Annotated in this window: 21 protein-coding genes, 2 pseudogenes and 1 other annotated feature; of the genes and pseudogenes, 11 read left to right on the top strand and 12 right to left on the bottom strand. The window is 58.3% G+C overall.

The features are described 5' to 3' along the window. Window positions 1-299: 299 nt before the first annotated feature. A pseudogene (locus CCGE525_RS39125) lies at window positions 300-626 on the top strand (glutathione S-transferase C-terminal domain-containing protein); the annotation flags it as partial. A 295-nt stretch (window positions 627-921) separates the two neighbouring features. Here the strand turns inward: CCGE525_RS39125 and CCGE525_RS25510 are convergent. From CCGE525_RS25510 to CCGE525_RS25495, 3 genes are all read right to left on the bottom strand, one after another. Next, window positions 922-1,182, bottom strand: coding sequence for a hypothetical protein (locus tag CCGE525_RS25510; RefSeq protein WP_120707121.1), 261 nt, complete (start codon window positions 1,180-1,182; stop codon window positions 922-924). Window positions 1,183-1,688: 506 nt separating this feature from the next. Next, window positions 1,689-2,624 carry a LysR family transcriptional regulator gene (locus tag CCGE525_RS25500; protein WP_120707120.1) on the bottom strand — a complete coding sequence of 312 codons (936 nt, stop codon included), beginning with the start codon at window positions 2,622-2,624 and terminating at the stop codon, window positions 1,689-1,691. A 257-nt stretch (window positions 2,625-2,881) separates the two neighbouring features. Beyond that, window positions 2,882-3,685 carry an ATP-binding protein gene (locus tag CCGE525_RS25495; RefSeq protein ID WP_120707119.1) on the bottom strand — a complete coding sequence of 268 codons (804 nt, stop codon included), beginning with the start codon at window positions 3,683-3,685 and terminating at the stop codon, window positions 2,882-2,884. Window positions 3,686-4,328: 643 nt separating this feature from the next. On the opposite strand from CCGE525_RS25495, the gene CCGE525_RS38445 reads away from it, so the two are divergent. The 6 genes from CCGE525_RS38445 (at window position 4,329) to CCGE525_RS25470 (ending at window position 9,007) form a co-directional block, all read left to right on the top strand. After that, window positions 4,329-4,526: a hypothetical protein gene (locus CCGE525_RS38445; RefSeq protein ID WP_162950303.1), complete on the top strand. Its 198-nt coding sequence runs from the start codon at window positions 4,329-4,331 to the stop codon at window positions 4,524-4,526. Window positions 4,527-4,676: 150 nt separating this feature from the next. Further along, a complete protein-coding gene (gene tnpA / locus CCGE525_RS25490; protein WP_120702912.1) occupies window positions 4,677-5,147 on the top strand; it encodes an IS66-like element accessory protein TnpA in 471 nt (156 codons plus the stop codon). Further along, entirely contained in the window at window positions 5,144-5,500 is a 357-nt protein-coding gene (gene tnpB / locus CCGE525_RS25485) for an IS66 family insertion sequence element accessory protein TnpB (protein WP_120702911.1), read from the top strand. Before tnpA (CCGE525_RS25490) ends, tnpB begins: the two co-directional genes overlap by 4 nt. 48 nt (window positions 5,501-5,548) lie before the next feature. Further along, complete coding sequence (gene tnpC / locus CCGE525_RS25480; protein WP_120702910.1) at window positions 5,549-7,123, top strand: IS66 family transposase; 1,575 nt, start codon at window positions 5,549-5,551, stop codon at window positions 7,121-7,123. Window positions 7,124-7,214: 91 nt separating this feature from the next. Beyond that, window positions 7,215-8,434 (top strand): IS3 family transposase gene (locus CCGE525_RS25475; RefSeq protein WP_120703081.1). Its coding sequence is split into 2 segments (ribosomal slippage): window positions 7,215-7,551 and window positions 7,551-8,434, totalling 1,221 coding nucleotides; the frame shifts between segments, so codons are not numbered across the junction. Between the two features lie 30 nt (window positions 8,435-8,464). Continuing rightward, entirely contained in the window at window positions 8,465-9,007 is a 543-nt protein-coding gene (locus CCGE525_RS25470) for a UPF0149 family protein (RefSeq protein WP_120707118.1), read from the top strand. Window positions 9,008-9,815: 808 nt separating this feature from the next. Here CCGE525_RS25470 and CCGE525_RS25465 read toward each other — a convergent pair. From CCGE525_RS25465 to CCGE525_RS25435, 7 genes and pseudogenes are all read right to left on the bottom strand, one after another. Next, window positions 9,816-10,238 (bottom strand): annotated as a pseudogene (locus CCGE525_RS25465) (IS110 family transposase); the annotation flags it as partial. A 152-nt stretch (window positions 10,239-10,390) separates the two neighbouring features. Beyond that, window positions 10,391-10,879: a hypothetical protein gene (locus CCGE525_RS25460; protein ID WP_120707117.1), complete on the bottom strand. Its 489-nt coding sequence runs from the start codon at window positions 10,877-10,879 to the stop codon at window positions 10,391-10,393. Between the two features lie 2 nt (window positions 10,880-10,881). Beyond that, window positions 10,882-12,156: an RHS repeat domain-containing protein gene (locus CCGE525_RS25455; protein ID WP_245472292.1), complete on the bottom strand. Its 1,275-nt coding sequence runs from the start codon at window positions 12,154-12,156 to the stop codon at window positions 10,882-10,884. 91 nt (window positions 12,157-12,247) lie between these two features. Then, the gene (gene tnpA / locus CCGE525_RS25450; protein ID WP_120707115.1) at window positions 12,248-12,691 is read right to left on the bottom strand and encodes an IS66-like element accessory protein TnpA; all 444 of its coding nucleotides are present in this window, start codon (window positions 12,689-12,691) and stop codon (window positions 12,248-12,250) included. 589 nt (window positions 12,692-13,280) lie between these two features. Further along, window positions 13,281-13,742, bottom strand: coding sequence for a hypothetical protein (locus CCGE525_RS25445; RefSeq protein ID WP_120707114.1), 462 nt, complete (start codon window positions 13,740-13,742; stop codon window positions 13,281-13,283). A gap of 156 nt (window positions 13,743-13,898) precedes the next feature. Then, window positions 13,899-15,127, bottom strand: a protein-coding gene (locus tag CCGE525_RS25440) for an IS3 family transposase (RefSeq protein WP_120707113.1) whose coding sequence is annotated in 2 segments (ribosomal slippage) — window positions 13,899-14,833 and window positions 14,833-15,127 — 1,230 coding nt in all. Because the reading frame shifts where the segments join, the coding sequence is not laid out codon by codon here. Next, window positions 14,730-14,846 (bottom strand) — a sequence feature (AL1L pseudoknot). (Overlaps the previous gene by 117 nt.) A 15-nt stretch (window positions 15,128-15,142) precedes the next feature. After that, window positions 15,143-19,114: an RHS repeat-associated core domain-containing protein gene (locus tag CCGE525_RS25435; protein WP_245472291.1), complete on the bottom strand. Its 3,972-nt coding sequence runs from the start codon at window positions 19,112-19,114 to the stop codon at window positions 15,143-15,145. Window positions 19,115-19,461: 347 nt separating this feature from the next. Between CCGE525_RS25435 and CCGE525_RS25430 the strand changes: the two genes are divergently transcribed. Continuing rightward, entirely contained in the window at window positions 19,462-20,235 is a 774-nt protein-coding gene (locus CCGE525_RS25430; RefSeq protein ID WP_245472290.1) for an NADP-dependent oxidoreductase, read from the top strand. 245 nt (window positions 20,236-20,480) lie between these two features. Here the strand turns inward: CCGE525_RS25430 and CCGE525_RS25425 are convergent, their stop codons facing one another. Then, a complete protein-coding gene (locus CCGE525_RS25425; protein WP_120707111.1) occupies window positions 20,481-20,768 on the bottom strand; it encodes a hypothetical protein in 288 nt (95 codons plus the stop codon). 309 nt (window positions 20,769-21,077) lie between these two features. On the opposite strand from CCGE525_RS25425, the gene CCGE525_RS25420 reads away from it, so the two are divergent. Genes CCGE525_RS25420 through CCGE525_RS25410 form a run of 3 tightly spaced genes read left to right on the top strand, consistent with a single transcriptional unit; the run spans window position 21,078 to window position 22,793 of the window. After that, the gene (locus CCGE525_RS25420) at window positions 21,078-21,671 is read left to right on the top strand and encodes a hypothetical protein (RefSeq protein WP_120707110.1); all 594 of its coding nucleotides are present in this window, start codon (window positions 21,078-21,080) and stop codon (window positions 21,669-21,671) included. Further along, on the top strand, window positions 21,671-22,231 hold the full coding sequence (locus CCGE525_RS25415) for a hypothetical protein (RefSeq protein WP_120707109.1): 561 nt from the start codon (window positions 21,671-21,673) through the stop codon (window positions 22,229-22,231). Before CCGE525_RS25420 ends, CCGE525_RS25415 begins: the two co-directional genes overlap by 1 nt. A gap of 31 nt (window positions 22,232-22,262) precedes the next feature. Next, the gene (locus tag CCGE525_RS25410) at window positions 22,263-22,793 is read left to right on the top strand and encodes a hypothetical protein (RefSeq protein WP_162950302.1); all 531 of its coding nucleotides are present in this window, start codon (window positions 22,263-22,265) and stop codon (window positions 22,791-22,793) included. A gap of 2 nt (window positions 22,794-22,795) precedes the next feature. Here CCGE525_RS25410 and CCGE525_RS25405 read toward each other — a convergent pair whose 3' ends face one another. After that, window positions 22,796-24,142 carry a hypothetical protein gene (locus CCGE525_RS25405; RefSeq protein WP_162950301.1) on the bottom strand — a complete coding sequence of 449 codons (1,347 nt, stop codon included), beginning with the start codon at window positions 24,140-24,142 and terminating at the stop codon, window positions 22,796-22,798. Window positions 24,143-24,185: the final 43 nt, after the last annotated feature.

Below are 24,185 nucleotides of genomic sequence, written 5' to 3'. Positions count from 1 at the left end.
CACCAGCCCTCATTCGGGTCGTCAATCCCAACGGTCGAAGCCGTTTCAGATCTCCTAAGACGCGGCTACGATCCACGAGTACCGAATAAGGGACGCCAGCTCTGCGACCTGACTGACGACAAGCCCGTCGCCGCCGGCGAAGCGCGCGTGGATGGCGCGATGAGGTTCGAGACCGTCCCGATGCGCGGGACCGTTCAAACATCTACGCGAACGCATACCGGAACGCCGGCGGCAAGGGGATTCGCCTTCAGCTGTTCGTGGAGTTCTCGCGAGCACTCTTGGTCCAACGCATCGAAGGCGTCGATCAACAGGCCGCCATTCTGCTGTATCTCGCCGAGAAAACGGGCCGCTTCCTCGGACCGCCTGCCGACCCGGAGCGAGCTCTTGTCGTGGCTTTTCTTCCTCGGAACAGACCTCGGGCCCTTCTGGGACAGGCCGTTCATTTCCAGTTTGCCGCTCCCGAGGGCCTCGACTACGCCGTCAACAAGTATCGCCGCGAAGCGGAGCGCCACTATCGCGTACTCGGCAGCCAACTCGCCCGCCGCGGCTACATCGTCGGGTCCGACTACACCATGGTCGACATGTCTGCCTGGGGTTGGATCGATCGCGCCTCCCGTGTGATGAAGGCCCGGACGTTAGCCCGGACTCGTCCAAGAACAGGGCGACCTTGGCTGGATTGGGCCTCGGGTGCAAATTGCAGTGGATCATCGCGCTCACCTTCAGGATTTCAGACTGACTGCGCGCAAGGACTGCGCGCAGGGTCGACGGGGCCGCCCGTTCAGGCGGCCGGCGCGACATCGCCCGTGCTTTCGCGGCTACCGAAGTGGCGCAGCGTTATCGATTTCATCTCCAGCCGCTTAGGGGGCTCGGTGGCGCCGCAATGTTCCGAGTGGGGGCGCTTTCGGGTGCGAGCCGGTGGCGTCAGGGGCGGCGCTTGGGACGTGCGGGGTCGAAGCGCCGCGCCGATCGTACCGCACCGCCGGAGTCTGCATTGCGACGATCTCCTCGCCGCGTCGGGTGCACGGCCATGACCGACACGAAGTCTTTCACCGTGGCTCCGATGCCGACGGCGATCGCGAGTATCTGGATCATTTCGCTGGCCTCCTCCGCGCAGATATGGATCCCGGAAAATCCGGTCCGTCTCGCAATCACATTCAGAAGCGAGGCCTCGCAATCGCCCATCGCGGCGGCCTTCGGCGGCCGGAAGCGGGTCTTGTAGACGTCGACAGCGGGGTATTGGGCCCCAGGCTCCGCTTGAGCCGCTGTAGGAAGTCCCTCGTCTCTGGCGTCACGACTGCGAGGGTCGCGCCGGCGCTCTCGAACTCGCCCTTCGCAGCCTAGGGGACGCTCGGCTCAGCGGTGCGGAACGGACACCAGCCACCACGGAAGAAAGTCAGGACGAGGGTCCGTTGCGGCGAAGTTGCTCGGAAGAGTGGAGACGGTCATCGGCGTCCGGTAGGAGGACGTCCGGCGCGGCGTCTCCGACCTTCAACACGTGCGATGCCACGCCCGTATCGCGGAGCCAACCCACCAGCTGGTTGTATATCTCTCAGTCCGCTGCGCTGAACGTCGTCAATAGTTCGGTGCGGATCTGGGCGAGTGTCTTGTCTGTCTGGCTTGGCATCAGTCGGGCGTCATCAGGCTGCGGATCAATTGGCTGGAAGCGGTTGGCCGCCGGCGTGTCGTGGTCATGCGGGCGCGCTCGCCACCTCCGGGAGTGTTGCGCGCGGCATGCCCTGATGAGGGACTTCGACCGCCCAGTCCCGGAGTCGCGCGACTTTGACGAAAGCGTCCAGCGCCGGCGAGTAGCGGCGCCCCTGCACGGCCAGCAACCGCACCTCCCGCGAAACCGGGTTGCCTTCGAGCGGAATGGTCTTGAGTGTCGGAAGGCGCGGCATGTGCTCGGGCGCGAGTATCACGCCAAAGCCCGCCGCGGCCATGTGCTGCAGGTGCAAGTCGTTGCCGCTGCAGTGCCCAAGGTGAGGCGGTTCCTCAGGGAAATACAACTGTTGGATCTTCGAGGCGACCTCGCAGCCGGCGCGTTCCAGCAAGACGGTCTCGCGGAGGTCGTCGACGCCGATCGAGGGACGGTTTGCGAGCTGGTGTGTCGGCGCGAGAACCGCGACGTAGCGCTCCTCGAACAGCAACCAGTCGTCGATGCGGGCGGGCATGTCCTGCACGTCTCCGACCATTGCGGCGTTGATCTCCCCCTCAAGCAAGAGGTCGACGAGCTTCTCCGCTGAGCCCTCGCGCAACTCGACGTGAAGTCCAGGGACGAACTTTGCGATCTCCACGATCGGATCGAGGACGAGCGACGCCGAGATGGAGGGGGCGAGGCCGATCTTCAGTGGCGCGACCTCCTTGCAACGGAACTCCTGGGCTCTGCGACGCACCGCCTGTGCCGAGGCCAGTGTGCGCTCCAGCATCGGAAGGACTTCCTTCCCAAGGTCGGTGAGCTGCGTCAGCTGGCGCTCGCGGAAGATCAACTGGCCGCCGAGCTCCTGCTCGAGCCTCTGCACTCCCTTGGTCAGGGAGGGCTGCGTGACATTGCATTGCTCAGCTGCGCGGGTGAAGTTGAGTGTTGTAGCGACGGCGAGGAAGTAGCGAACTTGCTGAAGCTCCATGGGTTACTCTCTTTCAAGTTGCGGCGATCTATACTGACGAGCCTTTGCACCGACGGCGTGACGGGGCGCGCCGTAGAATCGGGCGCGGCGGCGGTCGACTACCGTCCGTCCGTAACCGGACGTGGCTGCTTGCCCGAGAACGAAGACCAAGCGCCTGGATACGACGCTCGGTTACGCGATCGCGAACTGCGGATATCCAGTCGGTGATTAAAGCGCGGAGTTTCATCGTGGTTGCGCCGTTCCTATCCAAGCAGCCCTCAGTCGACATCGAAGGCCAACATTGCCGGCATCCAAAGATCGATCGTCGTGCCCCGCCGAGGAGCGCTTCTTATTGAGAGTCCGCCACCCAAACTTTCCATCAGTCGCCTGACGGTCGCGAGGCCAAGACCGGTGCCATTGGTCCTCGTTGAGAAGTCCGGCTGTCCCGTCATCTTCAGCGTCTGGTCATCCATCCCCAACCCGCAGTCGGCGACAGAAAGACGGATCATTCGCTCGGATCCGCCTGGGTGAAAGGCAGGCGGAAACTCCAACGCCGCTAGAATTGTGACGTCGCCGCCTTCGGGCATAGCGTCGCGCGCGTTGAGGGCCAGGTTGAGCAGAGCGCGCTCGACGAGTTGGCGGTCGATGAAGGCAGGCGGAATCTCTTCGGCGATGTCTAATTTGAGCCTGACATTGGGAGAGAGGATACTGACGAGAGCCGTCTCGAGTGGCTCAAGTAGCTGGCGAATCTGCACAGGCTCTGGGCTTACCGGCCGCGGATTGACAAAATCGAGAAGTTGGCGGGCGAGCACCTTGGCGAGAACCGCGCGGTAAATTGCCCCATCGATCTTCTTCAGCTGCCTGGACGTACCTACGTGTCGAGCTTGCAGTTCCTCAAGGATAGTGACGATTGGCGTCAGTAGGTTGTTGAAATCGTGAACGATGGACGAAAGAAGCAGCCGCGAGTCAGTCGCTGTAACGGCAGGGACCGGCTCCGAGCCGCAATAGCCTGATGTCGAAGGCGCTAGGGCCTGGTGAGCGGGCAAGAGACCCAAAGCCGTCGTGGATTCTGATGCGCACATGCCAACCTCGCGAGCTTGGAAGAGCCATTCGCGGCAACTACGTTACTTGTAGTTTGATGGTTTTGCATGCTGTGAGCCATTGCACGTGGGTGGTGCGCAATGATCCATACGTTGCAGCAAGTAAACCTAGATTTAGTACGAACGCATCGAAATTTCATGTTTGCACGTCGCGTCCGCCAGAAGCTCCGGGCGCGGCAAATCAGAGAAAGTCGGGTGGCGAATGTAGCTCGCCCGTGGCATGCAGGACGGAACTGCCTCGACTTAGAATCCCTCCATCCGCTGGGCGCGGTCGACTTACACGTTGGTATCGCATCACAATGCCCAAGTAGAATAGGCTCGCGGAAGGAATAGGCGCATTCTGCTCCGTACCGGCCACGGCCTCTATGGAGGAAACAATGCGTAATGTCATCGGGATGCCGTCGCACCGCGTGTTCCTTGCACCGTGTTCTCCGCATCGATTCTCGTCTCATATCTGGCCCACGCGTGAAGCGCTTCCGGCAGCCGACAAGCAGCTTTGCTGGAGCCGCAGAGCTATCCGCGCGTGCTAGACCGCGTTCCCTAAGTCCCTTCGTCGGAGCCCCCAACGAAACTAAACGCGCACTGAAGCGACGGTCGCTTCAGTGCCTCTGACCGGATTCTGACCATGAAAATCGCTTTCACACTCATCCATATCCTCGCACTCGGCACCTGCTTCGTGGTGCAACTCGGCGCGCCGGAGGGGCGAGAATGCCGGGCGTTCGGCGCGCCTTACAGACGATCGAAAACGACAGCGCGGCATGTGAGCGACGTGTCCTCACCTGCGATGGCCGCCGTGTTGAAACCGCATGAGGTGATATCTTGAGCAGGGCAAAATGCGATGGGCGCATTACACACCTTGGCACCAACGCCTGACAACCACGGGGGATTCAACGTGAGCGCGACGAACAGCCCACCTTTTCTTTTGTGAATGAGGCCGCGAGATAAGCTCTATCATTGATAGGAGTGGACCGGGATGGTTGGAGATCGCGCTGATGCCATGCTTGAAGTCATGGATGAAGGCATGCATGAAGCCAGGCATGAGGGAAAGTATCGGCGGATCGAGATGATCACCGGTCGGCGGCAGCGGCGGAATTGGACTGACGAGGAGAAGGCGCGGATTCTCGCGGAGAGCGCAGAACCTGAAGTGAACATTTCGGCTGTTGCGAGGCGCTGGGGCGTCAATCGCGGCTTGCTGAATGTGTGGCGACGGGAAGCCGGACTAACCTCTCAACGGTCGGCAAAGACCAGTTTGCCACCTGCCGTGTTCGTGCCGGTGACAGTGGTTGGGGATGGCGCACGACACGAAGGCTCGCCATCGAATGCCCCGGAGGTTCTCGCTGGCCGAATTGAGATCGAGATTGCGGGCGCACGCATGACGGTCATCGGCTCGGTGGCGCCTGAACTGGCGCAGGCGATGGTAGCGGCGTTGCGAGGGCGCCGGTGATCGGAGTTTCGCCAAATGGCGCGAAGATCATGGTTGCGACGCAACCTGTCGACTTCCGGCGCGGGATGAATGGGCTTGTGGCCTTGGTGGCGTCAGCGCTTGCGGCCGATCCCTATTGTGGCGACGTGTTTGTATTCCGCGCCAAGCGCCTCGATCGCCTTCGCTGCATTTACTGGGACGGATCAGGCATGATCCTGGCAACAAAGTGGTTGGAAAGCGGAAAGTTCGTTTGGCCGCCGATCTGCGATGGCGCGATGCAGATGAGTGCCCAGGAGTTCTCGCTTTTGCTGGCCGGCATTGACTGGACGCGGGTCAAACGAAACGCGGTGAGAAGGCCCTCAAAAGCAGGCTGATCCTATTGGTTTTGCTTGAAGATTCAGGCTCATATGGTAGGGTCTGTCATGCCGCTTCGACCCGATCCCTTGCCCCAGGATGCTGCGCAATTGACCCGGATCATTCTCTCGCTCAACGAAGAGAATGCCGACCTCAAGGCGCGCGTGGCCTTCCTTGAGCGCCAACTCTTCGGGACGAAATCGGAGAAGATGACGGTGCTCGATCCGACGCAGGCAATGCTCGATCTTGGCGATCTAAGCGACATTCCCGTTGCTGCCAATGACGATGTCGCGCCAGTCGATGACGACAAAACGCAGGCACGGAGATCGCCAGCCCGCAATATCGGCCGCTTGCCCAAACACCTTCCGCGTTATGACGAGGTCATCGAGCCGGAGAGCAAGACTTGTCCCTGCTGTTCGTTCGAACTTCATTGCATCGGCGCTGATGTCAGCGAGGCGCTCGACATCGTGCCTGCGGTTGTCAGGGTGAAACGGACGATCCGGCCGCGCTATGCATGCCGGGCTTGCGAAAACGTTGTTGTGCAGGCGCCGGCACCAGCGCGCGTGATGGACGGTGGCATGGTGACCACGGCGTTTGCCGCGCATGTCGCTGTTTCGAAGTTTGCCTGGCATCTCCCGCTCAATCGCCAGGCCCAGATGCTGGCCTCCTGCGGCGTCATCATCGATCGCGGCACACTCGGTGCCTGGGTGACGCGGGTCGCCTGGTGGCTCGAACTTCTCTATGATGCACTCACCGCCTTCATCCGCTCGCAGCCAAGGGTGTTCTGTGACGAGACGCCACTTCCGCGCCTCGATCCGGGGCGCAAACGAACCAAGCTTTGCCAGTTATGGGCGCAAGCAGTTGACGACCGCCCCTGGAATGGTCCGGCGCCACCGGCGGTGGCCTATACTTTTGCCGAAAGCCGCAGCGCTCGCGAGGTTGAGGGGCAACTGTCGTCGTTTGCCGGCGTGCTTCAGGTTGATGGATACCAAGCCTATAAAACCATGGTCAAACGACGCGGCAAGAGCAACGTTGCCCCCATGCGGCTGGCCTTCTGCCTCGCCCATGCACGGCGAAAGTTCGTTGATGTCGTCAAACTGACCGGCTCTTCGGAGGCCTTGTCGATCCTTGCCAGGATTGCCGAAATCTATCGCATCGAAGCAAAACTACGAGGGGAAGATGAAGATACCCGGCTTAGCGGCAGGCGTCGTGAGGCAGCTCCCATCATGAGAGAACTGAAGGTCCATCTCACCGAACTGAGCGACGAGGTGTCGTCGAAATCGGCACTTGGCAAGGCAGTCACTTACATGCTCAACCACTGGAGCGGACTGACAGCCTTCCTGGAGGATGGCCGGATCGAGGTGGACTCCAATGTCGTCGAGCGTTCAATGAAATCCGTGGCCTTGACGAGAAAGAACTCATTATTCGTGGGCAACGAGCGGGGTGGCAAGACCTTCGCGGTCCTGGCATCGCTCGTGAACACGGCAAAGCTTAACGGCGTGGACCCCGACGTCTGGCTTGCCGATGTGCTGGAGCGCATCATCTCCGGCAAAGTGAAAGCCAACGAGATGGAGAGCCTTTTGCCTTGGGCCTGGAAGGCGGAGCGCGAAGCGATGACACAGCAGGAGCGACAAGCGGCATGACACAGAACAGCCAGGAGATGGTGAATTAGCCCCCGAAAGGCCCGGACATGCTCCACCACTTAGCTAAGTGGGTAGGAGTAATGTTGGTAATATGACTAGCAGCAATTTTAAGATGGAAGTCCTCGCCGGGCCGGAACGTCGGCGGCGCTGGAGCACGGCAGAGAAGCTGGCAATCATCCACGAGACCTATGAGGCGGACGCGACGGTGAGCATCGTCGCGCGTCGGCATGGCATCCAGCCGAACCAGTTGTTCGCCTGGCGCAAGCTGGCGTCCCAAGGGGCACTGACGGCGACGGCCGCCGAAGAGGAAGTCGTTCCGGCTTCCGAATACCGAGCGCTTCAGGCCCAGGTGAAGGAGTTGCAACGCCTGTTGGGCAAGAAGACGATGGAGAGCGAAATCCTGAAGGAAGCCCTCGAAATCGCCGGTGGCCCAAAAAAACATCTGTTGCGCTCGCTCTCTCTTCCGAGGGGGATTTTGGAATGAAGACCGTCTGCGAAACTCTAGGTGTCGCCCGCTCGAATATCGCCGCGCGTGCCGCAGGCTCCCCTTCCAAAGCCAGAGGACGCCCGCCACTACCTGATCGCGAGCTGGTGGAGGACATCAAGGCCGTCATCGCCGATACGCCTACCTACGGCTATCGGCGTGTCCATGCCATCCTGCGTCGGAATGCCCGGAAACTGGGGCGTTCATGGCCGAATGCCAAGCGCGTCTACCGGGTGATGAAGCTGCACAATCTGCTACTGGTGCGTCATACCGGAGCGGTCGATGATCGCCTTCATGACGGCCGGGTCGCCGTCGAGCGTTCAAACATCAGATGGTGCTCCGACGGCTTCGAGATCGGCTGCGACAACAAAGAGAAGGTCCGCGTCGCCTTCGCCCTCGACTGCTGCGACCGCGAGGCAATTGCCCATGTCGCCACCACCGAAGGCATCAAGAGCGAAGACGTGCAGGACCTCGTGATCACCGCTGTCGAGAACCGCTTCGGCCGCATCAACATGCTATCCGAGCCCATCGAATGGCTCACCGACAACGGCTCCTGCTTCATCGCTAGGGACACGGCATCCTTGCTCCGCGAGATCGGCATGGAACCTTGCACGACACCGGTGCGAAGCCCGCAATCGAACGGCATGGCCGAGGCGTTCGTCAAAACCTTCAAGCGCGACTACGTCTCGGTCAATCCAACCCCGGATGCTGAAACCGTCATCGCTCAACTGCCGTTCTGGTTCGAGCATTACAACAATCTTCACCCGCACAGTGCTTTAGGATATCAATCGCCGCGCGAGTTCATCAACTCGCAATCTCAAACCTGAGCATGTCCGGTCTTTTGGGGGCAACTCCAGATGACGCCGCGACCGAAGCTCGATGACGAAGCGTTCGAAGCCTTTATCAGGAGACGTCGTCCGCCATCGCCTATCTGGTCAATGAGCAGTCTCGATGGTTATCTTACGGCCCTCATCATCGGCCCGAAGTTCATCGACCCACGGCAATGGATCCCGGAACTGACCGGCCCGGATGCCCTAAACCTGCCGATGGAAACAACCGAACATCGGGCCGTGCAGACGATCGTTGCAGAGTATAATCGGATATCTGCAAGCCTTTCCGAGAGACCGAAAGACCACCGGCCAAGGTTCACCCAGATCGATGATCAGACCCTTGATCCATTTGATTGGGACCTCTGCTTTTTGCTGGGAACAGGGTATGCGCCGAAGCTGTGGCGGCCTGTCCTTCGAGGTCATGCCGTCACTGGGGATATCATCGCGCCACTCCGCAAGCTCGGCGAGATAAAACGGAAAGCGACCCACCAGGATGCTGCTGCCGTCGCCGAAGCACTCGTCAATATCCGAACCTATTTTATGCCGAAGCGGGCAAAGCAGAAGTTCTGACCGAGAGCCAGAAACCTATTTTAGTCAATCACAAAAGCCGTGGGCCATTCATTGCGCTCACGATTCAACCTTCGGCGTACGAGCAACCTGGCCGGGCACGCTCCCGATCATGCCACCATGGAGGCATGGGACGTTGACGTTTGTGAAACTTGTCCCGAGGTTCCACGATCGAAAACTCGGCGGGAAAGCGATGACGTTTATAACGATGCGGCGTGAGATCGGCCGGCGGGAGCTTGCTCATGCCGGTGACTACCACCGCAAACGTTAAGGCGACGATACCGATTAACTCTTTGTCCAAAGAACCGGCAGCAGGCCAAACCCGCGGTAGGCCAAGGTCTAGGCGGGCAATACCTAGGTGTAATTACGCTGCCGGCAGGATTGAACTAACCTCTCCTCGTAGCCTCACCCCCATGAGGCGGGTAGCTTCCTCCCGGCTACCTGGCTTCGGCGTCCCTCCCCTCGCCGCTGAAGCCGCGGATCCTCCCAAGATCCGCCTCAGGCCGTCTCCATCCAACGGGAGACGGCCTTCTTTTTGTAAGGGTCGGACGCTTGAAATGCCGACGGAAGAGCGTCGGGACCAAATAAACTGGGGGAGCAATGTCGATCGCATCAACAATACTTCGCGCACGCGATGTTGAAGCAGGCCATCGGGTATCGTCGCCTTAACTTTCGTCGAGCAAGGAACGGTTAGTAGAGAGGCGCTCGGGCGGCAATCGACAAGGGTGACGTCGCGCGAGATTATCATGGCGGCTGCACGGCGCTTGCGATGCCTAGCGGCGCTGATGCGATGGCGGTGAAGATGGTGCAGACTGGCCGCCTCGCGCGCCCGCACCAGGTCGCGGATCGCCTCATGGCCTTCATCTCGGACCCAGACCGCGGTCAGCTCGCCCGCCCGGTGAAGGCCCGCCAGACTCATGGCATCCCGGCGGTTTGTCTTCACCCGATCGCCCGCACGCTTGGGCACCAGCGACGGCGCCACCACCACGCAGTCATGCCCCAGCTCGACAATCTGGCGGTGAAGGCCGTAACCGGTCGGACCCGCCTCATAGCAGAAGTGAAGCTTGGCTCCGCGCTTGGAAAGCTTGTTGACCATCGATGCCACTGATGCCGGCTCCAAGGAAATGTCGCCGAAAAACCGTACCTCTCCGTTGCGGCTTCCATCGGCTATGGCCACAGAAATCTTCAGCTTCGACGTATCCAGGCCGATGAAAATTACGCTATCTTCTTTCATGGTTCGCCCTCGCTAAGCATGGGGCAAGGCTCCGGCCTATCCAGAGCAACCCCCGATTTAGCTTACCGCGGGGGCGGGCCACCTTCATCCCGCGAACATACGGTCTAATCGCCGTTGGATGAACTTCAGTGGCAGGTCAACTCACAAACAAATTATTCTCCGCCTATGGTTTCGGTGTTACCGCTTGATAGCATTGGCTTCAAATACCCGCCTTTCATCAGCGTTTTAATCGGTAAAGATATTTCAGGAATCCTTATCAGGCCGTACCGCTCATGCCCCACGGTCTCTAAAATAAGTGTCCCTTCTTTGTCTTTCATGAAGATATCTTCCGGAAAGCCGCGTCCCGCACCGTCGAAAAAGCCGTCCCAGTACCTGCGGATTGCATCTACGACGCTCGCGGACATTTTGCACTCTACCACTCGCGCGGTGTCTAGAAGAAGTATGGTTCCCGGCCAAGAGTGAGAATCCGCCTCATTAATTATTTCTGCCTTAATCGCTTCTAGGAAAAGACTGCCTTCATCTGAGAGTTCGTTTTGTTCTCTCAACACGAAACCAACTACATCGCTATATTTGCTTAGCTCGTTGATGAGTTCTGCAAAAGCTCTTCCACGAACATTTTTGACTATATCGAAAGCATGCATGATCAGTTCACCGGTATGTGGTTAATAGGACCAACGTGAATGTGCAGGATATTAAACGGACGATTTGGGTGAATTTCCGGTCCTCTGCATGGAAGGCCATATTCTTGAGCCCAACCGAGCAGTGTCTGCGCATCCGTTATCGACAATCCTCCTCTTTGAGCACCTTTCGCCAAATCAACTACTGCCGATTGATCCGGTGTAAACGGATTGAGCCCACTTTGATCAATCTCAATTGTTGGTCGCGCGTTAGCATATTGATAGGGGTTTACTTCGGAAGCCAGTGACCCGCCTCTAAGCAGAAAGTCCGCCTCTGAAAGTGCCCCGACTTTCGTGAAAGAGAAGGGTGATAGGGATGAGATGCTAACCGCATTGTCTATGCTCTGACCAATCATCTGGACGGTGGAATCGGTTAGCGGATCTCGAGAAAGCCAGCGTCCGGTCGAGGCGTCATAGCCGCGGTATTGCGAGAGGTTTAAGCCGACTTCCTCTGACTTTTCAATCATCCCAGCATAACCGAAATCTGTTGGTATCGCATCGGCCTGTACGGCCACGCCCGAAGGGTCGAAATCGGAAGTCGGAGCGCTAGTCGTGCTTTCGTATACACGTCGCACCGAACCGATCTGATCAATACCGTAGTAGAGCGAGGGATCGGTTGCTCCAACCTTGTACTCACCCTCATCCAGATAGCTTCGGGTCACAGCATAGGAAGCATCGCGCGCCTGGCAGAGCTTGCTGCCGCACCAGACGTACTTCGAGATAGCGGCGCTCCCTCCCCCGACTGACGCATCGTCAGTCTCGACCCGACGACCAAACCCGTCGTAGGTAAACTTCGTCCGTTTGCCAGGCTGTGAAGCATAAGTGACACCGACTAATCGATTTTCCACGTCCCAGGAATAGGTACGATCACCGTCAGACAACAGATTGCCCTCGGCGTCATAGTTGTAGGCTTGACCGGATATCTGTGTGATCTCGTTGAGATTGTTGAAGGATACGGTCTGCGCGACGGGATCGGGTTCCGGTACGCTCGCGTCGCTCTCTTGCGTGATGCCGGTAATAAAATTCTCGGGCGTGGTCTCGAAGGTGAAGTTCGTGAATTGGCTGGTTGTCAGTCCGGTGTTGGCGATACCGGACAGGCGCCTGTCATGGGCATTGTCGAGATAGCTCCAAGTGGTCTTCAGGCTGGAAGTCGCCGGCAGCAACTGCCGGACCGTTACCTGAGCGGTTTGGCCGAGATAGGTAAGCTGGAAGGCGCCAAGGTCGCTGGAATGATTGCTCACACGGCCGATCGCATCGTACTGGAATGATGCCCACAGCGGAAGTCCACCGGCTGCGTTGCAATCAGGATCGGCAGTCGTCGGCCCGCGACGATCATGCCGCCCCTCGCCTCGCTCGCACCAGAGCCGCCACACGTTCAACCGGCACATCGCCGGGAACCCGCATCACAACGTCCGGACCGATCTCCAACGTCAAGACCGGCCAACCCGCCTCCGGCAGCGGCGGCGCCAAAACATTCACAGCCTCGCTCGACTCTGCCGCAATCGCCAAAGGCACAAATGCAGGCTCGGCATCGCCGCTCTCCGACAGGCCCGACATAGCCTCAAAAGGCAGGGCCAGAATGCCCTCGCGCACTTGCCGGCGCCACAAGGAAAGCTGGTGCGCAACAACGTCATGACGGCGCGCGACATCAACAACACGAACACCAGGCTCAAGGCTTTCCGCCACGATCCGCGCCTTCACATCATCCGGCCAACGCCGGTTTCCGCGGCGCGGCTCGACAACTTCGTCGCGACCAACAAATCCATCATCTGCCATGCAAATCTCCAGATAGTCCTGGAAACCTTCTTGCAAACGCAGCAAGCCTCAAAATACAGCCAATCCAATGGGGCGGAGACGGCGCTTGCGATTTCCATGCCGCCGTTGCGCAACAGTCGCCGATAGCTGACCGGCGACTGTGAAACCAGCGCGGCATATGGATGGACACAGTTATGACCTTATCCCCGACGGAAACAGGTTTCGAAGGCAGGCGATATGGCTCGAACTCTGTCACAGGTTCCGACAACCACATCACAACCCAGTCATAGGGATCGTCCCATGATTGAAGACTTTTGCTCGGATGGCTACCGCTTACGCTACTCGCCAAGATGTTTCTCATTATCATCCGCAACAGGACGCGGCATCCGAGGCTCGCGCGAAGGATCAAAGGTTCTGCTTGCAATATTCGAGGAAGTCGCTAGGTCGGTCGGTTGCCGCAACTGCTTAGAAGACGCCGGCCCGGTTTTCGCACTGTTCGGTGATTGACAGGTTGGCAATGTTTTCGCCACCTGCAGATGACATTTTCTGGATCATCGTTCCCTGATGGGGTCTCCGGCATACTGACCCAACGGCGAGGGGTCTAGGCAAGCTAAATAAGCTTAGCTTTACGACGCAAAATTAGTTCATCGTCGACATGCTCTGCAAGCCACTCGCTGGAGATCTCATCATATATTCGCGCAGCTGCTTGACTATTGATTCCGCGCACGAAGATGCGGTCGCTTTTCGGATGGTGCTCAGTCAATGTAGGGAGCATCGAAATTACGTTTTCAACACTGCCTCCGAGATCGATAAATACTGTAACCGACGAGAAACGTTTGCTGCTTCTCATGGTTTCAGCTAGTCGCATGTTTTCGGGAGTCTTGACCATCCAGATATGTCGGCCATCATCATTTTCTTGAACAGTAAACTGAGGAGACAGCGACAGTACAACTTCATTTTGCAATGGATTTTCCTCATCAGTAGCCGGGTGGAATCGGAAGCCCATCAAGACGGTCATCGTTTGTGGGTCCCTTCCAAAAATGGAGGTGGGGCATTCCTGCGCCGTGATCATGGTCCAGATCTATATCACAGAAAGGACCTCCCTGCATGTTGTAGATCCTGATCTGCTTTCCCGGTCGCGTAAGCGCGCCACCTGGTGGTCCATTTAAAGGGAGACTTTGAGATGCCATGAACCGCGCCGGGTTTGCCGGAGGCTGTTTGGTTTAAGTTATGCCGCCATGGCTGGTTCGTCCAGCATGGCGTAATACTGCTCCTCGGCTTCGGCTGGCGGGATGTTTCCGATGGGCTCCAGAAGTCGTCGATGATTGAACCAGTCGACCCATTCCAAGGTGGCGAATTCAACCGCTTCGAAGTTGCGCCATGGTCCGCGCCGATGAATGACCTCGGCCTTGTAGAGGCCGTTGATCGTTTCGGCGAGGGCGTTGTCGTAAGAGTCGCCGACGCTTCCGACAGAAGGCTCGATGCCTGCCTCGGCCAGTCGCTCGGAATACTTGATCGACACGTATTGAACGCCCCTGTCCGAGTGGTGAATCAGGCCGCCGCCATGAACGGGACGCCGCTCATGAAGCGCCTGTTCCAAAGCATCGAGGACGAACCCGGCATGTGCCGTCCGGCTCACCCGCCAGCCGACAATCCGGCGCGCGAAGGCGTCGATGACGAAGGCCACGTAGACGAAACCCTGCCAGGTGGCCACATAGGTGAAATCCGAAACCCAGAGCCTGTTCGGCGCGGGAGCCTTGAACTGGCGGTTCACCCGATCGAGCGGGCTGGGAGCCGTCTTGTCCGGGATCGTCGTGCGGATCGGCTTGCCCCGGATGATACCCTGAAGCCCCATCGATCGCATGAGCCGGGCGACGGTGCAACGGGCGGTATCGAAGCCTTCCCGCTTCAATTGCCGCCAGATCTTGCGCACGCCGTAGACGCGGAAGTTCGCCTCGAACACACGGCGTATCTCGATCTTCAATGCAATGTCGCTGCGGGCGCGGACCGACAACCGGTCCACGTCCAGGCGTTTGGCAACGTTCTCGTAATAGGTTGATGGGGCAATCGGCAGCAGTCTGCAGATCGGCTCGACCCCGAATACCGACCGGTGTTCGTCGATGAAGGAGATCATCGCTTCAATGGGCGGTCGAGCTCCGCCATCGCGAAATAAGCGGACGCTTTGCGCAGTATCTCATTGGCCTGCCGAAGCTCGCGGTTCTCCCGCTCCAGAGCCTTCATCTTCTCGGCCACGTCGCTTGGGAGACCAGGCCGGGAACCATCGTCCACTTCCGCCTTCTTCACCCATTCATTGAGCGTCTGCGCCGTGCAGCCGATCTTGGCGGCGATCGAGGAAACCGCTGCCCATCGCGAGGAATATTCGCCTTGGTGATCCAAAACCATCCGCACTGCTCGGGCGCGGACTTCCGGTGAAAATTTGTTTGTTGTCTTGCGCATATCGGCTCCACTTTCTCAGAAGTTGGAGCCTCCGGCAAATCCGGCGCGGTTCACCAGGCCACCCGGATCGATCTTGGACAAGGGATTTAGACTGACGTACCGATACAAATTCTCAGGACTATCGCTTCGCTCCGCTATTGGGTCCCGGGAAGCCCATCGCCCGGTCGTTTGATCGTAGGCCCGGTATTGCGTCAGTTTCACGCCGACGTTTTGGCGATCAAACATTTGAGCAAAGCCAAAGTCGACGATTGAGTCGCCGGCTAGAGGCCGAACTCCCCAGGGATCGAAATCGTAGTTTGGCGCGCTTGCTGTGCTCTCAAAGACCCGTCGCACCGAACCGATCTGATCAATACCGTAGAAGAGCGACGGATCGGTTGCGCCAACACGATACTCACCCTCCTCCAGATAGCTCCGGGTCACAGCATAGGAAACATCGCGCGCCTGACAAAGCTTGCTGCCGCACCAGGTGTATTTTGATGCGACGGTGCCTCCACCACCAGCGGGTGTATCATCAATCTCGATGCGGCGTCCAAGTCCGTCGTAGACAAATTGCGTCTGCTTGCCGGGTTGTGAAGCATAGGTGATACCGATCAACCTATTTTCCGCGTCCCAGGAATAGGTCCGCTCACCATCAGACAACAAATTGCCATTAGCGTCATAGTTGTAGGTCTGACCGGATATCTGTGTGATCTCATTGAGATTATTGAAGGAGACGGTCTGTGCGACGGGATTAGGCTCTGCAACGCTCGCATCGCTCTCCTGCGTGATGCCGGTAATAAAATTCTCGGGTGTGGTGTCGAAGGTGAAGTTCGTGAACTGACCCGTGGTCAGCCCTGTGTTCGCGATACCAGACAGGCGCCGATCATGGGCATTGTCGAGATAGGTCCAGGCGGTTTTCAGGCTCGAGGTCGCCGGTAGCAATTGTCTGACGCTGATCTGAGGGGTCTGACCAAGGTAAGTGAGCTGGAATGCGCCGAGATCGCTTGAATGGCTGATTACACGGCCAATGGCATCATACTGAAACGTCTCTGCGCCACTTCCGGAGATCTGTCGGCTCGCGGCCCGCCCCAAGGCGTCATAGCCATAGGCGATCGTGTGAGAGCAACTCGGAGCACCGGTTGCCGTGAAGCACTCCTGGGCAAGCTGCTGGGCGCCGTCGACGTAAGAAGGGTTATAGGTATAGGTCGTGGTCCCCGCACCATCCGTCATCGAAGCTGGTCGGACGAAATAGGGATCATAGGTAAGTGACACATTTGGTGTCGGGTTGGCCGCGTTGAGATAGCTCAGACCAGTTAGATTGTTGTCGATCGCATAGCTATATTGTTTCGTCTGACCCAGCGCGTCGAGAACGCTCTTCAGACGGCTGGTCGTGTTTTCATAGATGTAGGTGACGGTGCTGTTGTCAGCATAGGTTTTGGATGTCTGCCGGGCCTGAACGTCATAGGCCCAGGACGTCACGTTCCCTTTCGGATCGGTCAGAGAAACGAGATTTCCGGTGGGATCATAGCCCAGCTTTGTCGTCTGCCGCAGCGGATCGATGATGCCAACTAGACGTCTATTGGCGTCGTATTGATATCGCCAAAGCCGTTCCTCCCGGTCCTTGTAGGAGACGAGCTCCAGCCTCTGATAGGTGTAGCGAACCGATGTCCCGTCCGGGTAAGTGATTTTAGTGATGCGGTCGGCAGCGTCATAGTCGAATGTGACCGTCCAACCCTCAGAATCGGTATAGGTCCGCACGCGAGCAAAGGCATCATAGGTGTAGCTTGCCGCGGTGGCGTTGTTGGCGTTGGTAACCGATGCCAGATTTGCGTTCGCATCATACTTATATGTTGTCTTTTCGCCGAGTGCATCGGTAATGGACGTCATCTGAGCAGCTGCATTGTATTCGATCGTGCTCGTGCGACCGGCCGCGTCGGCATAAAAAATCGGCCTATGCTGCTTGTTGTAAATGAACTGCGCAAGCGTGGACTGTGAGCCGAATTCACTCGCCTGACTGACAGCAGCGACATCAATTCCGTTCGTGTACGAGTAGTAGGTAATCCGTCCGGACGGATCAGTCGCCTGGGTAAGGTTCCCACTGCTGTCGTAGGAAAACGTACTGATCTGTGACGTGCCGTCGTCTAACACGCGTCCAATGCCAGTCGGCTTGTTATAGGTGCCACCAAATGGAGTGCCCGTTGCGCTCGTCTGGCCGGGATAGGTGTACCAGACACGGTTCTCCAGCGGATATTTTTCACTTTCGATCGACGTACCTTTGATGGTGGATCCCGGCATGTGCACGAAATGACGGATCCTGGCCTTGGTATAGTCGCATCCACCGGTATCGGTGCAACCTGCCGCGACATAGGCACTCTTGTCCCAATGGAAACTGTTGCGGTAAGTCAGATAGCCGTTTGTCAGCGGAAGTGGCATGCCCACCGGAACAGTGGCAGCTGGATCGCTTGCGGGAATTGGAGCTGGCTCCAACCATTCCTCGCGCTCCTTATTGCCGAGTGGATCCGTGACCTGCACGAAGCGAGGCGGACTTGCCGTTCCCGGCGCCGTGTAGCTGAAACGTGTCGTGCCATAGGGCGTGGTCAAACTGTTGATCAGAGAGTTTGCATCATAGGTGAAACTCGAGGTGAGCCCGATGATGTCGGTGATCGAAATCAGGCGTCCCTGATTGTCATAGGCGAGCTTCGCACTGCGCCCGAAGGGATCGGTGATATCACTGATCAGTAACGGCTGTCCGGGCACGTTGTAGCTGAAGGTCGTCTCACGCCCAACCGCATCGGTGATGAAGGTAAGCCGCTTTTGGCTGTCATAATGCAAAATTGCAGCATTGCCTTGAGGATCAATGACCTTGCTGAGAAAAATCTTTCGCGGATAGGCGGCGCTGCCGTCGGACTGTTCATAGATTTCCATGCCGCCGTTGCGCAACAGTCGCCGATAGCTGACCGGCGACTGTGAAACCAGCGCGAGGATCGAGCCGTCCGTATCCTGCGCAGCAAAGGTCTTACGGGCGGAATCATAGCCGATGTAATAGAAGGCACCGCCTTCGCCCATGGTGCGTGAGACGTTCGCACCCGGATTGGTGGGATCATCGATGATATAACTCGACCAGCTCAGCGACCATTTCTGGCTGATGTTGAAGTAATCGAAATTGGCGGGCTGGCTGTCCTCGCGCTGATTATAACTGATACCGATCTTCATCGATGGACCGACTGGCGGCACATAACCGACAGGCGTGTCGGAGAGTGCCACGCTGACGCTGGATTCCTTGATGCTGACGACGCAGAGAGGGCACCTATTGTTGTTATTGCCGCCCGTGGCACCTGGCCAGGGAGTTTTATTGCCATCCCCACCCAGCCCGTCCGAACCGCCAAGAGAGGGAATGTTGGGATCAGGGGGCGTTGGTCCTTGGCTGCCTGATTCTGGATCGCCGGCATCACCTTTACGAGTGCTGTTGGTGGATCCCTTGCCACGAATTGCGGCGGCTTCCGTCAGCGTAACCGGCTGCCACTTCGAGCTGGCCATTTCACTGGCAGGCACCAAAAAATAGCCACTTGCCTCCGTGTTCAGCGCGTCCGGAGTGATCCAGATGTCTGTATTCGGAAAGACGGCATCCTGCACATGATAGCGGCCGTTTTCAAAGCCAACGATCGCAGCAAAGTGACCCACTTTCCAGTGAACGACAGAGGGGACAGGAACAGCCTCGTCCGGTGAACGATGGACCAGCCGGTTGTCGAACTTCAGACGGTCGGCCAATCCGCCGAGTTCAGCGAGTGTCGTGCCCTCGAGCCCGGCATTGTAGAACTGCAGAAAGTTGAGCTTATCCGCGCTGACATTCTGACTGAGCAGAAGCGCCCGCAAGGCGAGTGGTCCGCAGTTGAACAAGTGTCGCGGATCTGCCTTGACGAGCGTCAGCATGTCGCGGGCAGACTGAATGGATTCAGTCGCCGGCCCGGACACTTGTCTTTGCCCGATCTGACCAAAGAGCGCCGTCAAATCGTCGGTTCGGCCAAAATTGGCCTCAAGGCTGGCAAGTTCGCCGACGGCACGATCGACAAGGACTCGAGCTTCGGGAGAAGAGCCGTCCTGCCCTTCCGCCCAGGCTTTCTGCCACGCATCGATCGCGCGCGAGAAATAGCCGTCATGAAGGTACGAAAGACCGATATTTGTCCAGAGCGCTGTCGACCAGCCGCTGTGCGGATATCTCGACAGAAAGGTCATGAGGCTTGAGAGGTCAGACAAATCTTGCCGACGACTGAAGGCCTCAACGGCGGCAGAAAGATCGCCATCCTCGTTTGCGGCCGTAGGTTTCGTTTTAACCAGGGGTTCGGCAAAGCCAGTGCTTGTCATCACTGCGGCCGGTACCACACCAGCGCACGCCGTCGATCCCCGGGCATGAACTGGCCGGAGTGGTCACCGCGCTCGGCTACGGCACGACGGGACTATCGGTAGGACAGCGAGTCTTCGGGCTTTCGGACTGGTATCGCGATGGCAGCCTAGCGGAGTATATAGCTATCGAGGCACGCAACCTCGCACCGCTGCCGGGCGACGTCGACTTCACGGTGGGGGCAAGCCTCCCGATCTCTGGCCTAACCGCGTGGCAGGGGCTGTTCCAGCACGGCCGCCTTCAGGCGGGTCAGAGCATCCTTGTGCATGGAGCCGCCGGCGCGGTCGGCACGATGGCGACGCAACTCGCACGAGAGGCCGGCGCTTATGTCATCGGTACTGGACGCGCTGCCGATCGTCAGAAGGCGCACGACTTCGGTGCGCAGGAATTCGTCGATCTTGAAAACGATGTTCTCGAAGACGTGGGCGGCGTCGATCTGGTGTTCGACGTTGTCGGCGGCGACATCCAGAAGCGGTCCGCACGCCTGATACGAGCCGGTGGAACGTTGGTCTCCATCGTTGGGCCGGTCGAGGCGCGACCCGCCGACGGCTTGGCGATCGACTTCGTCGTCGAATCCGATCGTTCCCAACTGAGCGAGATCGGTCAGCGGGTGCGGGATGGACGCCTACGCGCGAACATCGGCACCATCTCTACCCTCGATGACGCCATTGCCGCCTTCAGCCCGACCGAGCGACGCACCGGGAAGACGATCATCCGCGTTCGTCCGTGAGATTCGGCAGCGTATCCGGAGCGACTTATGCGCCAAGCCACTCTCCCGTGAGATCGGGAGAGTGGCTTCTAGCCAAAAGAAAACCCCTGGACACCGACTTTCGGGGGTCAGTCCATCCGCTCGTGGGGCTAGGCTAAAAGAAACGACGAAATGGTCGGTTACCGCCATCTCCGTCAAACTCGATATCTGTCCAAGACCATGCCATTGGCAGGACGGTCGGTGGAAAAGGGAATAGATTAGGAACTCTACTTGTTCCTCAACAGCCAGATCTTTCCGGCCATCGTGATACCATAGACGTCTTTCGCAGCATCATCATCAAGGTGTCGCCGTTCTAGAAGGCCCTGCGCCGTCAACTGGCCTAATGTGACGTCGCTTGTGAATTTTATCTTTTGCGGACGTTCTTTCCAGCGGTCGGATTTAGCGAACGTCACAGTCGCGTTCTCATGGGTCCATTTCTTTGGCGACTGGGGATAAAGATCCCCCTGTTGGGCAAGTTTCAGCCCGGCGATCTGCGACGGGGTCAGTTCAATCATGCTTACAAAAATCTCCGTTTCAGTTTTGAGGGCGCACATAACACGGAAATGTCGAAAGTCTAAAAAAGAGAGCAGAACTGGCTCGGGACATGTGGACAACGCGGATAAGTGGAATTTCTGCCTGAGTTCGGGTTAGATGCCAGGAACAGGAGAGAGCATGACAAGACGGCCGCGGCTGGAATCTCGGCAAGGGTGGACCAGATTGAAATCAACACCCTTGCCGGATCGCGCGTATGTACCACATAAGGATTGTCGCTTGGTTCAGGCTCGATCCCTGGTGGCAAATGCTAGTCCCAATTGAATCCGGCGATGAAGCAATCGATCATCAAAAAAACGAACAAAGCACTCCAGACGCGCATCGTCGCCGGAATCGGCGGCCTTCTGGCCGGTGCGCTATCGCTCGGACTATCGGTCTACGAAACCCGCACGGGCGCGGAGGTGACGCGTGTAGCGGCCGGCGCCTCCGTCGATAGCGGTCAGTGGAAAGTCACACTCAATTCTGCCAGTCTGGCTGCCCAAACACCGGATGGCCTACGCGTCTCCAATGGCAAGAAGGCCTTAACGGTAGATCTGACGCTCGAGAACCTGACCGCGGAGAGTTCGAACCTGTATCGGGACGCAATCAAACTCGACAACATTCCGAACGCGCCGATGCCGCAATTCTATCTCGTCCGGGATCGCGAGCAACTTTGGGATCTTCAGCCGATGATGCCTGAAGCAGTGGAGGCCGTTTGGGAACTGCCGGCAACACAGGCATTACCGAAGGTCCTGAAAGTAACGGTCATCGGTACGACGTACAAGCCGAAGGACAATCTTTATGCCGCGCCGGGATGGTTCAATCCCACCAACATAGCGCGCGTCGATCTGCCGGTTGCCGCGGCCGCGGAAGGAGCGACCCCTTGATGCGGCTGCTTCTCTCCCTGGTGCTGGTCGGCCTCGCTGCCCTCATACTCGCCTTCCTGCAATCCACGACGCCAAGCTATGCCGTCCTGACGGGACCAATCGAGACGATAGGCCGGCAGAAGGATGCCGTGTCGAGCAAGACCTTTAGCGTCAAGGTCGACAAGATCATACGCGCCAAGACGCTTGCATTCACCCGCTATGGAAAGCCAATCGAACGGCAGACGGAGGGCGTCTGGGTGATTGCCGGCGTCGAACTCCAGACAAAACATGAAACGATGACGATCCAGGCGGCAGAAATAGAAGGGGCTTCCGGACGTCTTTATCGGCAAAGCCACCGCGCGGACGGCGCGCCTCGTCTGGTGTCGACCAAAACGCTGCAGCCGGGCCTGTCGAGCACGGGCATAGTCATATTCGAACTGCCGGAAGCAGACGCGCGCGATATGACACTGGTCGTTTCCAAGCAGCCGTCACCGCAGTTGGACTCTGAAATTCGCGTTAAACTCGATCAGAGCACCATCGAGATGCGTGACCGGGCGGAGATTGGCGATAATGGTGTCTAGACGGGAACAACGGCTGTGGTTGGCGTCCTTGGTGAGCCTACCCTTCCTGCTGGCAGGCAACTACGCCATCAATGTATGGCGCAATGCCCAGGACTACGTTCGACGAAACGAGCTGCGGGTCCATGACAGCGTCGACGGACACGCTTATGCCAAGGCCCTATGGTCACTCGATCAGGCAAGACTGATTGGCGATGGCCGCGATGCGAAGATAACCTTCCCAGGGCAAATGCGCCTTTTGATTGTGCGAATGACCGCAAAAGCCGAAGAAGAGATCGGCGATTCCTGGGCGCAATGTCAGCTGACCCTAACGGATCCCAGCGGGCGACGTTGGCTTCCGCTCAATTTCATTCTTTCCAACGATATCAGCCGCGATCTCGATCCGAAGGCAACGCCGGTCGACGGGTGTGACGCAGCATCTCGCAAACCGCCAGCCAAGGGAGCAAGCGCGCTCATCGAAGAAAAGTTTGTCGTACCGGCCGATGCGATCCCCTCATTGTCGGTACGGCTAAGCTTCGACTCGACGCGGCCGGACACCATCTCCTTTCCGCTGCGGCTAAACTAGGATCAATCGCCGCTTCGGCGCCATTGCCGTCCTTGCGCAAAACCTATCTCCAGCGCAGCGGCAAGCAGGCAAATCTTGATCGGCATGACGAGAACGCCGTCACCCGGCGAACTGGGGCTGCCAAAGAAGAGCGTTATGGCCTGGGCAATCATCTGCCATAAAGGCAAATCGTGCGGACCGATGAAACGGGATACCCCGTACCAGGCCCATGCAGAACTCCAATCCAGCATCCTGTAAAGCACGATAACGCCGAGCGTTAGCCCGATGCCGGAACTTAAGGTCAGGCCGACGCCCTCCGCCAAGGCGCGATAGCGTTTGGCCGTCCCTGCAATGAAGTGCGAAATGAAATCGCGTATGGCTTTCGGCAGTGCCTCCCATCGCGAAACTGCACGCGTCAGGCGACCTTCTGTCAGCGGTCGTTCGCCATTGATGTCATAGCCATAGACCAGTGCCGCAAGAGTCAGCCATACGACGGGATAGAGGGCATAGAGGAACAGACCGCGCATTTGCCTGGAAAAGGAAATCGAAGCAGCTTCCGCAGTCGGCGGAAAGACAGTGGCTGCCGCAGCATCGCCAACCGGATTGAGAAGTCCGAGGAAATGTCCGATCGTTTCGGGGAGGTTGGCCACCCAGGAGCGGATATCGCCCTCCCAGGTGGAAATGACGTAGAGACCGATAAAAGCCCAGTTCGCCTCGCAAACCACGATGATGATCGCCCAGATCGGAGCCTTCGATCGCTTGTGCATGAACTTGGCGAAGCGCCGGACCGCCCAGGCGACGGCGACCGACACGAGGAGCCAGGCGCTACTACCGAATTTCAGGGGATTATAGTCTTCGCCGAACATCGTCAGGTCGATCGACAGCCTGGAATATTCTCTTACCGTATCGCCCAGGAAGCCCCAGGCGGCATAATAGGCGAAGAATGGCACGAGGGTGAGCGCGAGCAGCGATGTGAAGCCCGGCATCGCAGGACTGTCCCCGCCATCGCTATCGGGGCGCGCGGCCGCAACACGTGAGGCGGCGTCGAGTGCCGGCAATCCCGGTCGTACGGTCTCGAACAGCGCGACGATAATCACCAGTTTGAGAAGCACGACCAGTGCCAAGGTGGACAGGCCGGCCAATGCATTTAACCGGCCGATCATGACTGCAAATTCGTTGAGAAGTGAATTTCCAATCAGTCCGAGTAGCCACAGCACCATAAGCTGCGGCCAGAAACGCCACAGGAGTCGCAAAGTCAGCAATGGCAGCCGGAACAGGAGGCGGATTGGCTGGCTAGTGTCCTGCGAGAAAGCCGTCATGAAACGGACAGTAGCAATCGAACCGTCAATCGCCAATCCATCTTCAACCACTTGGCGATAAATTATCCCCTCCCGCCTAACAGAAGCATTGCCT

This window comes from Rhizobium jaguaris (assembly GCF_003627755.1).
Taxonomy (GTDB): domain Bacteria; phylum Pseudomonadota; class Alphaproteobacteria; order Rhizobiales; family Rhizobiaceae; genus Rhizobium; species Rhizobium jaguaris.
The sequence above is the reverse complement of the archived record's forward strand: the minus strand, read 5'-3'. Positions and strand labels throughout refer to the sequence as shown.